We start from the raw sequence: 13,291 nt of genomic DNA on the forward strand, positions 1-13,291 counted from the left end.
TGCGATCATTTGGACTTGATGCGGTACCAGTCCGCAACGTTCCACAGTTCGCTGTCCCAAACGTTCAGCACGACACCGCCAAGGGTGGTTGCGTGTGCCGAAAGACGACCACGGTGCACCAGCGGGATCATCCCGCCGTTGTCGACCATCATCCCGCTCAGCTCACGGCCGATGCGCTGACGCTCTGCCATGTCTGCGGTCTTGGTCAGCTCTGCATGCAGCGCGTCGAACTCTTCCATGCAGAAGCGGCTGATGTTTTCACCCTGCCACTGTGTTTCCGGGCGCGGAGCCTTGTCGCACAGGCCGTTGCCGAGATAGGTCTGCGGGTCGGTGCCGTTGAAGGTGTTCGCGTACATTTCCACGTCTGCGTAGAACTTCTGGAACGTGTCGGGCGAACCCGGGTCACCACCGAAGAAGACCGACGCATCGATGTTGCGCAGTTCGACTTCAAAGCCGATCTGTTCCCACCATTCCTTGATCAGCGCCTGGAAGTCCTGACGGACGGCGTTGGTCGAGGTCTGGTAAAGGATCGAAAGCGGCACGCCGTTGTGCTCGCGCACGCCGTCGCCGTCGCTGTCGACGATGCCTGCGCCATCGAGAAGCGCTTTCGCGCCGTCGAGGTCCTGCACGTCACAGCCGTCGAATGTGGACGCAAACGCTTCGGGGGCCGGAACCCACGAGCAGCCGATCTTGCCGGCTTGACCATAGCCGATTTCCACCAGCAGCGGGCGGTCGATTGCCATCGACATCGCCTTGTAGACCGCCGGTTCCTGCAGGAACGGATGCGGGTGCGCCGCGGTGGAACGCTCGCCTTCGGGCAGGTTCGGATCAGGGTTGGTCTGGTTGATCATGATGCGCTCGAGCAGCGGGCCGAAGCCTGCGATCGGAACGCCTTTGCCGCCTTCCTGCATCTGCGCAATCACGTCGGGTGCCAGCTGGAGGTTCCAGGCGTAGTCGAATTCACCGGTTTCCATCACGGCCTGACCTGCTGCGCGGGCATCGCCGCCGCCTTTGAAGGTCACGCTTGCGAAGGCGGGCTTCGCCGGATCACGGTAGTTTTCGTTTGCGGCCATGGTGATCACGTCGTTCGGCTTGAACTCGGTGACGACAAACGGGCCGGTGCCGATCGGGTTGAAGTTCTGCTCGGTGCAGGTGGAGGCCGCCGCGCCCATGCAGCTTTCGAACTGCGCTTTCTGCAGGATCGGGCTTTCGCCACCCACAAACGGGCCATAGGGGTTCGGGGTCGGGCCGCCGAAATTCACGACGACGGTCAGGTCGTCCGGGGTCTCGACGCTGGTGACGCCTTCGAATTTGGTGATCTGTGCGCAGCCGCCTTCGGGATGCGTGCAGTACGCGTGGGTGAAGGCCACGTCCGCAGAAGTGAACGCGCTGCCATCCGACCATGTCAGTCCGGGGGTGATTTTCCACGTGATCGAGGTCAGGTCTTCGCTGACGCCGCCATTGGCGACCGTCGGGATCTCTTCGACGAGCCACGGAACCAGCTCGCCTTTTTCGTTATAGCGCGCCAGCGGTTCGATGATCATCGACGCGGATTCCACGTCTTTCGTCCCGCCCGACAGGAACGGGTTCAGAATCGACGGAGCCTGCCAGTAGATGATCTTGACCTCGCCGTCGGCGCCACGCTCGGCAAACGCGGCAGGCGCAAGTGCAACGGCAGCCGCAGCACCCATGAGTAGGGATTTGAGTTTCATTCGTCTCTCCTTGTTGGACACAGTTTTTCCGTGTCGTTCTCGTTGTGGTGGGAAACTCCGGGATTTGCTCCGTCGCGGCGCCATGCGGATCACACAGGTTCACGTTTGACAAAACGCAGGTCTTTTTCCCCCTGATTGCGCATCGAAACAGCTTTTGAGCAAAATGCAAGTCCTCTGGGAGCGATAACAGAGGCGACGTGGAGACAGCGTTTGACTCTGGCGGAACTGTGGTTAGCGTTTGGGCAACGTCAGAATAAGGACCGCGCCCATGCCGGACGGCAGCATTGCCCAGATTCAGAATCTTCGCGTTGAATTCCAGACAAAGTCCGGAACCGTGGTGGGGGTTGAAGACGTCTCGTTCGAGATCAATCCCGGCGAAACCGTTTGCGTGGTGGGCGAATCCGGGTCGGGCAAATCGGTGTCCTCGCTGGCTCTAATGCGGCTTATCGAGTTCGGCGGCGGCGACATTGCGGGCGGGCGCCTGCTTTTCGATCGCAAGGATCAGGGCAAGGTCGATCTGTCGGAAACCGATCAGGATCTGATGCGCACGATCCGGGGCAACGAGATCGGTATGATTTTCCAGGAGCCGATGACCGCGCTCAACCCGGTGTTCACGGTGGGGCGGCAGCTGACCGAAGGGTTGCGGCTGCACAAGGGCATGTCGCGGGCACAGGCCGAAGCGCGGGCACTGGAGCTTCTGCGTCAGGTGCGCATCCCGGAACCGGAACGGCGGCTGAAACAGTATCCGCACGAACTGTCCGGCGGGATGCGGCAGCGCGTGGTCATCGCGATGGCGCTCGCCTGTGAACCGCGTCTGCTGATCGCGGACGAGCCGACGACAGCGCTGGACGTGACAATCCAGGCCGAGATTCTGGCTCTGATGGACCGGCTCAAGCGTGAGACCGGCACGGCCGTGATGTTCATCACGCATGACATGGCCGTGGTCGCGCAGATGGCTGACCGCGTTGTGGTGATGTTCCGCGGGAACAAGGTTGAAGAAGGCACGGTCGAAGAGATTTTCGAAAACCCGCAGCACCCCTACACGCAGGCGTTGCTGGCAGCAGTTCCCAAGCTGGGCGAAATGACAGGCACCGATCTGCCGCGCCCGATGCGTCTGCTTGGGCGGGACGGGTCTGACGTGCCGCCGATCACCGGATCGGACGAGGTTCTGCTGGAGGTCAAACACCTCACGACGCGGTTTCCGGTCAAGGGGGGCTTCTTCCGTCGCACCGTTGCGAATGTGCACGCGGTCGAGGACGTGTCCTTTTCCGTAAACAAGGGGCAGACGCTCAGTCTTGTGGGCGAATCCGGCTGCGGGAAATCGACGGCGGGGCGGTCCATTCTGAGGCTGGTGGAGCCGCAGACGGGCAGCATCTTCCTTGATGGTAAGGACATCATGGCGCTCAGTCAGCCCGAACTGCGCAATGCGCGGCGCGACATGCAGATGGTGTTCCAGGATCCGTTTGCCTCGCTCAATCCGCAGATGCAGCTGGCCGATCAGGTCTCGGAGCCGATGCGCAATTTCGGTATGGGATCCAGTGCGGAGATGCGCAAACGGGTCGAAATGCTGTTCGACCGGGTCGAACTGCCGCGCAGTTTCATGCAGCGCTATCCGCATGAATTGTCCGGTGGACAGCGTCAGCGGATCGCGATTGCCCGCGCACTGGCGCTGAACCCCAAGCTCATCGTTGCGGACGAGGCGGTATCGGCGCTCGATGTGTCGGTGCAGGCGCAGGTGTTGAACCTGATGCTGGAACTTCAGGCAGAACTGGGACTGTCCTATCTTTTCATCAGTCACGACATGGCCGTGGTCGAACGAGTGAGCCATTATGTCGGGGTGATGTATCTGGGACGGATTGTGGAGCTTGGCCCACGTCGGGCAGTGTTTGAGAACCCGCAGCATCCCTATACGCAGGCACTTATGAAAGCGGTGCCGATTGCCGATCCGCGCAAGCGCAAGTCAGAGAAAGATCTGAATTTCAAACCGATTCCCTCGCCGATCCACGGTCTTGACTACGATCCGGCTCCCTCGGAGTACCGCGAAGTCGAACCCGGTCACAAAGTGCTGATCACCGACAGCGGCTACTGACCACATGCGGTTTGGCCTGTAGGCTCAACCCATGAAACGGTTTCTGTTGCGTCTTTTGCGTGGGGGTATGGCGGTGTTTGCGCTGGTGACCCTGGTTGCCTGCGCGCTGCATGTCACCAACAGCGACTCTGACGTGTCGGTACAGGCCCCCGAAGGCGACGCACTTCGGATCGCCAGCTACAACGTGCACTACATCATCCTCGGGCAGGAGACCGGGGCTTGGTCCGTCGGTGACTGGGATCGTCGGAAAGCGCCATTGGACAAGGCTTTCAAGGCGTTACGGGCCGATATTGTTGCGTTTCAGGAGATGGAAAGCTTTCAGCGCGGCAGCGATGGCTCGGTCAATCTGGCCCGCGACTACCTGTTGGATCAGAATTCGGAATACAGTGTGACGGCCACCGGAGACTGGCGCGAATTTCCATCGACACAGCCTTTCTTCTATTTGAAGAAACGTCTGCAACCACTTGAACAGGGATGGTTTTTCTTTTCCGAAACGCCGGATGTGATCTATTCACGGACCTTCAACGGGTCTTACCCGGCCTTTGCGTCCTGGGCGCGGTTTGAGGACCGCGACACGGGGGATCGGTTCCGTGTGGTGAATGTGCATTTCGAATATTCCAGCCGCTCGAACCGCCGGCTGTCGGCAGAATTGGTGCGGGATCGTCTGACGCCGTGGACCGAGGCCGGAGAGACCGTGTTTCTGGTTGGCGATCTCAATGCGCTGCACGGGTCGCGCACGATGGACATACTCGAAGAGTCTGGTGTCCGATTCGATCAGACGCCCGGCGCGACGTACTACTTGAACAGAGGCGTGCATCTTATTGGAGCCATTGACCATTTAAGCCGCACACCGGATGTTGATCTCGCCGCCGGACCAGTTGTTCTGCAAGAGAAGTTTGACGGCGAATGGCCATCGGACCATCATCCGGTTTACGCAGATTACCTGCTGCCCTCAGCCCAGAAGTGAGACCATGCCCAATCGCCTGACACCGCGCCAGATTCTTGACCAACTGGTAAAATTTCCAACCGTCAGCCGTGACACCAACCTGCCGCTGATCGACTGGGTCGAGGAATACCTGTCGGAACACGGGGTGCAGAGCCACCGGCATGTGAAATCTGACGATCCGACCAAGGCCGCGCTGTTTGCGCATGTCGGGCCAGAGGTCGGCGGCGGGGTGGTTCTGTCCGGTCACACCGACGTGGTGCCTACTGATGGTCAGCCATGGAGCACCGATCCTTTCACCGTGATCGAAAAGGACGGCAAACTGTTCGGGCGCGGCACGACAGACATGAAGGGCTTTGACGCGTTGGCCATCTGGGCACTGGTCGAGGCACAGCATCGCGGCGTGTCACGGCCTGTGCAGGTTGCGCTCAGCTATGACGAGGAAATCGGCTGCACCGGCGCGCCACCCCTGATCGAGGCGATGCAGGGCGTGGTGCCCAAAGCCGAGACGGTGATCGTGGGAGAACCGACGATGCTCAAGGCTGTGACCGGGCATAAAGGCGGCAACACATTCTGGGTGCATATGCATGGGTTCGAGGTTCATTCCTCGATCATGCACACCGGCGTCAGCGCCATCATGTACGGGGCCAAGCTGATCGAGTGGGCGAACCGCATGAACGCGGAAAGTGCCGCTGCCGAACCGGGGCCGATCGCGGCGCAGTTCAACCCGCCTTACACCAATGTGCATGTCGGCCAAATCAAAGGCGGCACGGCACACAACATCACCGCCAAGGATTGCGAGTTCGGTCTGGGCTTCCGCGTCGTGCCGGGCGAAACGCTCGAACAATGGGAGTCCAAGCTGCGCGAGGCGGCTGCTGAGATCGAGGCGGAAATGAAAGCTGTGCGCCCCGAGGCGTGGATCGAGATCACGCCCGTGTTTTCCCTGCCACCCTTCAAGCCCGAAGATGGTGGCGCCGCGGAAACGCTTGTGCGGCAGCTGACCGGCGACAACGGCACGCAGTACGTGTCCTACGGCACCGAGGCGAGCCATTTCCAGAGCGCGGGCTATTCGGTTGTGGTCTGCGGCCCCGGTGACATTGCGGTGGCGCATCAGCCGGACGAATACATCACCGTCGCACAGTTCAACGAAGGACAGGCGTTCATGGAACGGCTGCTGGAGCATCTCTCGGCATGATGCCTTTCCCGATTTCCGAAGCGAGCCCGGTGGCCTTTCCCGGACCACCGCCATCCGAGACCGATGTGGTGGTTATTGGTGGCGGGGTGATCGGTGTTTGCACGGCGCTGTACCTCGCCCGCAAGGGGCGGCGGGTGGTGCTGCTCGAAAAGGGGCGCATCGCGGGAGAGCAATCCTCGCGCAACTGGGGCTGGATCCGGCAGCAGGGGCGCGACCCTGACGAATTGCCGATCATGGTCGAGGCGAACCGCCTCTGGACCGAGTTGGCCAGCCAGACGAATGTGGATATCGGCCTCAAACGGACCGGTGTGTCCTATCTCGCGGAGAGCGAGAAAGAGCTGCAGGGCTTTGCCGATTGGCTGCCCTATGCCACCGCACAGGGCGTGGATACCGAGGTGTTGGACCGCGCCGCGCTCAAAGTGCGGTTCCCGGAACTGGCCGGGGGTGAATTCACCGGTGCGCTGACCACTCCCTCGGACATGCGGGCCGAGCCTTGGGTTGCGGTGCCTGCGCTGGCCGGGATCGCGGTGCGCGAAGGCGCGGTGATCGTAGAGGGCTGTGCCGCGCGCAAGCTGGACATCGCGGCGGGGCGTATCATCGGAGTGTTCAGCGAGGCTGGGCGGATCGCCTGTTCCGACGTGGTGGTCGCGGGGGGCGCGTGGTCTTCGCTGTTCCTGCGGGCGCATGGGGTGGCAATCCCACAGCTTTCCGTGCGCGCCAGTGTGGGTGCGAGCGAGCCGGTGCATCTGCCGCATCAGGGTGCTGCGGCGGGGGGCAAGTTCGCCTTCCGCACGCGTGCGGATGGTGGGGCGTCGCTGGCGGCAGGCGGCTTTCACGAGCTTTTCGTGGGGCCGGACGCGTTCCGCGCACTGCCGAAGTTCCGCGCGCAGCTGATGGCCGATCCGTTCGGCACGCGCTTTTTGCCGATGGCCCCCAAGGGCTACCCGGATGGTTGGGGCACCAAGCGCCAATGGGCCGAGGACGAGGTGTCGCCCTTCGAGGGCATCCGCGTGCTGAACCCGACGCCGCACGCCGGCAAGCTGCGCAAGGTGGCAGCGGAGGTGGAAAAGCTGTTTCCCGAGGTGGGACCGATCCGCTACCGCGCGATGTGGGCAGGGATGATCGACACAATGCCAGACGTTGTTCCGGTGGTGGACCGGGTGGATGCGATTCCCGGTCTGACGATCGGAACGGGGATGAGCGGGCATGGGTTCGGCATCGGTCCGGGCATGGGCCGGGTGCTGGCCGATCTGGTCTGCGGCGATGCGCCGGGGCATGACCTGCGCCGTTTCCGGTACGGTCGTTTCAGCGATGGCAGTCGCATGGAATTGGGACCGGCGCTTTAGCCCCCCTTGAAGCCGGGCGCAGTCTGCGCCACCTTCATGGCGAGACACCCCATTCACCAGACACGAGGATGACCCATATGCCGGTCAAGAACCGCTTTGCCGAATTGCAGGATGAAATCACCGCATGGCGACGGGATTTCCATGAAAACCCGGAAATTCTGTTCGAAACGCACCGCACAAGCGCGCTTGTGGCCGAGCGGCTCAAGGAGTTTGGCTGCGATGAGATCGTCACCGGCATTGGGCGTACCGGGGTCGTCGGTGTCATCAAGGGCAAGAGCGATACGTCCGGCAAGGTCATTGGCCTGCGCGCCGACATGGATGCGCTGCCGATCCACGAACAGACGGGGTTGGAGTACAAATCCAAGACCGATGGCGCGATGCATGCCTGTGGTCACGACGGCCATACCGCGATGCTCTTGGGTGCAGCCAAGTACCTGTCCGAGACCCGCAATTTCGACGGCACGGTTGTGGTGATCTTCCAGCCCGCAGAAGAGGGCGGCGGCGGTGGCCGTGAGATGTGCGAAGATGGCATGATGGAGCGCTGGGGCATCCAGGAGGTGTACGGGATGCACAACTGGCCCGGAAAGCCGGTTGGCAGCTTTGCCATCCGTCCCGGCGCGTTCTTTGCCGCAACGGACCAGTTCGACATCACCTTCGAGGGGCGCGGGGGACATGCGGCCAAGCCACAGGAAACGGTGGACACCACCGTGATGGCGGCGCAGGCGGTGCTGGCGTTGCAGACCATCGCAAGCCGGAACGCCGATCCGATTGATCAGGTCGTGGTGTCGGTGACCTCTTTCGAGACCTCGTCCAAGGCGTTCAACGTGATCCCTCAGCGGGTTCAGCTCAAAGGCACTGTGCGCACCATGTCCAAGGATATGCGCGACCTGGCCGAGACGCGGATCAAGGATATCTGCGCCGGGATCGCCGCGACATTCGGCGGGACCGTGGACGTCACATACCACCGCGGTTATCCGGTGATGGTGAATCACGAGGAACAGACGGATTTCGCCGCCGAGGTTGCCAAGGCGGTCTCGGGTGACTGCGAAGAGGCTCCGCTGGTGATGGGCGGCGAGGATTTCGCCTTCATGCTCGAAGAACGCCCCGGTGCCTACATCCTTGTCGGCAATGGCGACAGCGCGGCTGTGCATCACCCGGAATACAACTTCAACGACGAGGCGATTCCGGCGGGCTGTTCGTGGTGGGCCGAGATCGTCGAACGCCGGATGCCTGCGGCGTAAGTCCTCGCGTCAGTGTAATTGGAACGGCGGGCTGTGGTGGTCCGCCGTTTTGCTATCCGGCCACCTTCGCGAAGGTCAACGTGTTTGCGAGGGCGTCGCGACGAAGCCCATTGGCTGAGCATGGGTGCGGCATCGCGACAGCCAAAGGCCAATCGTGCAGAAAAGCGCCATTGGGGTGCGCGCGCGCCAGGATCAGATTGGATGCCGCGCACTCAGATTTGGACAAACAGTGCGGGCGCAGCTCTCGGACGCATCGTGCATCCGTTTCAACACTTGGATCGGCCAAGTGACATCAAAGACGGTTGAGGTTACTTACGTAGGGTCAGGAGTTGCACCATGCCCAAATTGAATTTCGTTGAACACGGCTCTGGGTTTCCGTTGCTTGTCCTTCACGGAGGCAAGCTGGACCATCGACACATGGTTGATGCCATTGAACCCTGCTTTCCAGGGCTGGACGGGTGGCGCAGGGTGTACGTGGACTTGCCCGGATGCGGACAATCATCCGGTTTTCAGGAGGTCCGGTCACAGAACGATGTTGCTAGTTGCGTCCTTGATTTTGCGCGTTCCATTTCAGATGGCAACGGTGTCGCCGTGATTGGTGAATCGCGTGGTAGCTACATCGCTCAGGGTTTGGGGTATTCCCATCCGGAATTCATTGCAGGCTTGTGTCTTATCGTGCCGGGGGGATTTCCCACGGACCCGCCGCCGCCAAAGCCTGCAGCCCGGCCCATGATTGCCGAACCACACCTGCTTGAAGGCCAGCCATCTGCGGTGACGGGCCGGGCCGAAAGACTGGTGATCCAGAACGCCGAGATCATTGAGAAAATCCGCCGCACCAAGGTGCCGGCTGCTGAGATGCATGACAGTGATCTCGAGGCGCGCGTGGCAGATCATTTTCTTTTCACTTACCACGATGACATGCTGGCATCGCGTTTCGACAAGCCTTCGTTGATCGTGTCCGGACGGCAGGATTCGATCTCCGGCTATGTCGACACGATGGCGATGCTGGAAAGCTATCCGCGGGCCACCTACGGGCTGCTCGACATGGCAGGACATTCGCTGAGTTGGGAGCGCCCGGCTCTTTTCAAAGCCATGTTGCAGGACTGGCTCACGAGGCTCACACTGGCAATCTGACGCCAGTATGTAAAAGAGCGAGCGCTGGACAGTTATCCGCTGTGCGGCGTCAACGCTCCGGTGACGGACCGGCCATCCCGCGTTGGCGTCACGAAGATCACCCATCCGCGCCATTTCATGAAAAAGGCGGGCCTTTCAGCCCGCCGTTCTTGCGTTTCAATCCTCATACCCGCGCTTGTAGCGGCTTTTCGTGCTCATCGCCTCTTTCACCACCCGGCCAAAGGATTTCTGCCGGGCGCGGGCGGCGGCGATGGTTTCGGAGTTGTACTGATCCTCGCGCCGCAGTTTCTGCCAGCGATCGAACCGGGCTTGTTCGAGCGACCCATTCTCCAGAGCCGCTTTGACCGCACATCCGGGTTCGGTGTCATGTGCGCAGTTCGAGAATTTGCACTCTGCCGCAAGAGTCTCGATGTCGTCGAACAGCTCTTCCAACCCGCCGCTGGTGCCCGAGAGTTGCAGTTCGCGCATCCCCGGCGTGTCGATCAGCCAGCCGCCCGCCAGTGTCGGACGCAGGGCGCGATGGGTGGTGGTGTGGCGGCCCTTGGCGTCGTCCTCGCGGATGCCCTGGGTGGCTTCGGTCTCGCCCGTTAGGGCGTTGCGCAGGGTTGTCTTGCCGACACCGGAGGAGCCGAGCAGCGCCAAGGTCTGCGCATTGCGGCACCACGGGGTGAGGCGTTTCACGTCCTCTGGATCCTTGGCGTTGACGGTGATCGCCGTGACCAGCGGTGACATCCTCTCGGCTTTCCGCTTGTAGCTGTCGGGATCATCGCAGAGATCGGCCTTGGTGAGGATCACCAGCGGCAGAGCGTTCGATGCGAGGGCGAGGGCCAGGTACCGCTCCAGCCGCGCGACGTTGAAATCGGCGTTGCACGAGGTGACAAGGCCCACGGTGTCGACATTGGCCGCGATGCGCTGCGCGCCCACGGCATGACCCGCCGCGCGGCGGTGCAGGTCGGTGACGGGGTCAAGCCTGCGGAGCGCGCTGGTGCCGTCGGTCAGCACCCAGTCGCCCACGGCATAGGCCCCGGCGCTGTCGGTGGGGATGAGGCGCAGATCGCCCGCTTCGGACAGCGCGATGAGCTGGCTGCGATGCACCTCTGAGATGCGGGCAGGGGTGAGGGCAGCGTCATCTTCGGAGAGCTGACGCGCAAAGTGGTCCGACCATCCGAGATCGGTCAGGGTATATGTGGTCAAGGGAGTATTCCTGTCGCTGAGAAGCCTGCCCCGGTGGGGCAATTGTTCAGACCAGGTGCGGCGATCAGCCTGACACCCGCAGGGTGCGCACAATCTCCATCATGTCCTCCTGCATCTCAGCTTCGGATAGCGCCATTATACCTGCGGTGCTGCGGGACGCCAAGCGGCATCTGGTCATTCGGCCAAACCGTTGCTAAGCGGACGCATGACCATGCCATCTCATGCCACTGTCGCCTGCATCAAATGGGGCACGCTGTTCGGACCGGAATATGTCAACCGGCTTTATTCCGGGGTGCGGCGCAACCTGTCCTGCCCGGTGCGGTTCCTGTGCATGACGGAACATGCCGAGGGGCTGCATCCCGAGATCGAGGTTCTGGACCTGCCGGTGGAGCCTTTTGCCGAGCCGATGGCGGCGGCGCTGAAGGTGGCGAACCGACAGGGGGCGATGCGCAAGGTATCGCTGTTCAAGCCGGGGTTGATCCCTGATCTGGAGGGTCCGGTTCTGGGGTTCGATCTGGACGTGGTCATCACCGGATCGCTGGACGATCTGCTGACCCTGGCCCCGGGCCATGTGGTGATGCGCCACGACTGGACCGAGGCGCGCAAGGGGCGGCCCACCGGGCACGGGTCGGTGTTTCGCTATGATCCGGCGGTGCATGGGTTTCTGTACGAGGATCTGGCGGCAGACGCGTATCGCGAGGTTGAAATCGCGCGCGGGTCAGAGCAGCGCTATACCTCACACAAGGCAATGGAGAACGGAGTTTTTACCTATATTCCGGGGAATTGGGTGGTGAGCTTCAAGTATGATTGCAATCCGTTTCCAGGCAATTACCTGCATCCGGCGCGTCTGCCGGGCGATGCGCGGGTCGTGTGTTTCCACGGGCGGCCCAAGATGCCTGAGGCGGTTGCGGGGTATCGCGGGTCGCTGATCCGATACGCCAGGCCGACGCCGTGGTTGCAGGAGCATTGGATTGACCGGGCCAAGGCGGATCTTGGTGAGCGCTGGGGCTAGGTGGACGATGCGTTGACGCATCGCCTGTTTCCGTTGACGGAAACTGGCGCGCGGAACGGAGACAGACCGGCAAGAATACCCTGATGGGCGGCTGGACTCTTGCGGGCGCTTGCGCGAACGGGGTAAGAGCGGACAAGAGCATTCGAGGGAAGGGCAACGCGATGCGTCGAGTAGTTGTGACGGGCTTGGGATTGGTGACACCGTTGGCAGACGGGGTCGAGGCGAGTTGGTCGCGCCTCCTGGACGGGCAGTCCGGCGCAGGAACGATTTCGAAATTCGACGCGAGCCATCTGGCGACGACCTATGCCTGCGAAGTGCCCTATGGTGATGGCTCGGATGGGACGTTCAATCCCGATGCCTATCTGGAGAAGAAAGAACAGCGTAAAGTCGACGAGTTCATCCTGTTCGGTATGGCGGCTGCGCAGCAGGCGGTGACGGATGCGGGCTGGATGCCTGAGGACGAGGAAAGCCGGTTGCGCACCGGTGTGATGATTGGGTCGGGGATCGGTGGTCTTAATTCCATCGCCGAAACCGCGCTCTTGATCCGTGACAAGGGCCCGCGCCGGGTGTCGCCGTTCTTTATCCCGGGCGCGCTGATCAACCTGATTTCGGGCAATGTGTCGATCAAATACGGCTTCAAGGGGCCGAACCACGCGGTTGTGACGGCGTGTTCGACGGGTGCCCATGCGATTGGTGATGCGGCGCGGCTGATCATGTTCGGAGATGCGGATGTGATGGTGGCCGGTGGCGCCGAGGCGGCGATTTCCGAAATCGGGATCGCGGGCTTCAACGCGTGCAAGGCGCTGTCCACCAAGCGTGGCGATGATCCGAAGGCGGCGAGCCGTCCTTACGATGCGGACCGTGACGGGTTTGTCATGGGAGAGGGTGCGGGCGTCGTGGTGCTTGAAGAATACGAACACGCCAAGGCGCGTGGCGCCAAGATTTACGCCGAGGTTTGTGGTTATGGCCTGTCGGGGGATGCCTATCACATCACTGCGCCGTCCGAGGATGGTGAAGGTGGTGAGCGCTCGATGCGCGCGGCGTTGAAGCACGCAGGGATCGAGCCCGCGGATATCGACTACATCAACGCGCATGGCACCTCGACCATGGCGGATGTGATCGAATTGGGCGCGGTCGAGCGGATGATGGGGGATGCGGCGGGCAAGGTGACGATGTCATCGACCAAATCCGCGACAGGACACCTTCTGGGCGCGGCCGGGGCAATCGAGGCGATCTTCTCGATCCTTGCGATCCGGGATCAGGTTGCGCCGCCGACGCTGAACCTCGACACGCCTGCTGTCGAGACGGCTGTCGATCTGGCTCCGAAGGTCAAGCGGGAGCGCGAGATCACCTATGCACTGTCGAACTCGTTCGGCTTTGGCGGCACCAATGCCAGCGTCGTTTTCGGGCGGGTGGATCGCTAAA

At 61.9% G+C, this 13,291-nt stretch carries 10 protein-coding genes; 8 read left to right on the forward strand and 2 right to left on the reverse strand.

Translation table 11 applies throughout. The annotated features are described in order from the left end of the window. Positions 1-5: 5 nt before the first annotated feature. Complete coding sequence (locus tag MGEO_RS05550; protein WP_085635726.1) at positions 6-1,712, reverse strand: peptide ABC transporter substrate-binding protein; 1,707 nt, start codon at positions 1,710-1,712, stop codon at positions 6-8. Between the two features lie 268 nt (positions 1,713-1,980). Between MGEO_RS05550 and MGEO_RS05555 the strand changes: the two genes are divergently transcribed. The 6 genes from MGEO_RS05555 to MGEO_RS05580 all read left to right on the forward strand — a co-directional run bounded on the left by MGEO_RS05555 (position 1,981) and on the right by MGEO_RS05580 (position 9,660). Then, on the forward strand, positions 1,981-3,801 hold the full coding sequence (locus tag MGEO_RS05555; protein WP_085635727.1) for an ABC transporter ATP-binding protein: 1,821 nt from the start codon (positions 1,981-1,983) through the stop codon (positions 3,799-3,801). A 31-nt stretch (positions 3,802-3,832) separates the two neighbouring features. Continuing rightward, complete coding sequence (locus tag MGEO_RS05560) at positions 3,833-4,768, forward strand: endonuclease/exonuclease/phosphatase family protein (RefSeq protein WP_085635728.1); 936 nt, start codon at positions 3,833-3,835, stop codon at positions 4,766-4,768. Positions 4,769-4,772: 4 nt separating this feature from the next. Then, positions 4,773-5,939, forward strand: coding sequence for an acetylornithine deacetylase (gene argE / locus MGEO_RS05565; protein WP_085635729.1), 1,167 nt, complete (start codon positions 4,773-4,775; stop codon positions 5,937-5,939). Further along, positions 5,936-7,285, forward strand: coding sequence for an NAD(P)/FAD-dependent oxidoreductase (locus MGEO_RS05570; protein ID WP_085635730.1), 1,350 nt, complete (start codon positions 5,936-5,938; stop codon positions 7,283-7,285). The genes argE and MGEO_RS05570 overlap by 4 nt, the downstream gene beginning before the upstream one ends. A gap of 77 nt (positions 7,286-7,362) precedes the next feature. Continuing rightward, positions 7,363-8,526, forward strand: coding sequence for a M20 aminoacylase family protein (locus MGEO_RS05575; protein WP_085635731.1), 1,164 nt, complete (start codon positions 7,363-7,365; stop codon positions 8,524-8,526). A gap of 336 nt (positions 8,527-8,862) precedes the next feature. Then, positions 8,863-9,660: an alpha/beta fold hydrolase gene (locus MGEO_RS05580; protein WP_085635732.1), complete on the forward strand. Its 798-nt coding sequence runs from the start codon at positions 8,863-8,865 to the stop codon at positions 9,658-9,660. Between the two features lie 156 nt (positions 9,661-9,816). On the opposite strand, the gene rsgA is transcribed toward MGEO_RS05580, so the two are convergent. Further along, a complete protein-coding gene (gene rsgA, locus MGEO_RS05585) occupies positions 9,817-10,854 on the reverse strand; it encodes a ribosome small subunit-dependent GTPase A (protein ID WP_085635733.1) in 1,038 nt (345 codons plus the stop codon). Positions 10,855-11,059: 205 nt separating this feature from the next. On the opposite strand from rsgA, the gene MGEO_RS05590 reads away from it, so the two are divergent. Further along, positions 11,060-11,866: an O-fucosyltransferase family protein gene (locus MGEO_RS05590; protein WP_106299119.1), complete on the forward strand. Its 807-nt coding sequence runs from the start codon at positions 11,060-11,062 to the stop codon at positions 11,864-11,866. A 161-nt stretch (positions 11,867-12,027) separates the two neighbouring features. Continuing rightward, complete coding sequence (gene fabF, locus MGEO_RS05595; RefSeq protein WP_085635734.1) at positions 12,028-13,290, forward strand: beta-ketoacyl-ACP synthase II; 1,263 nt, start codon at positions 12,028-12,030, stop codon at positions 13,288-13,290. Position 13,291 lies beyond the last annotated feature (1 nt).

Source organism: Marivita geojedonensis, from assembly GCF_002115805.1.
Lineage (GTDB): Bacteria > Pseudomonadota > Alphaproteobacteria > Rhodobacterales > Rhodobacteraceae > Marivita > Marivita geojedonensis.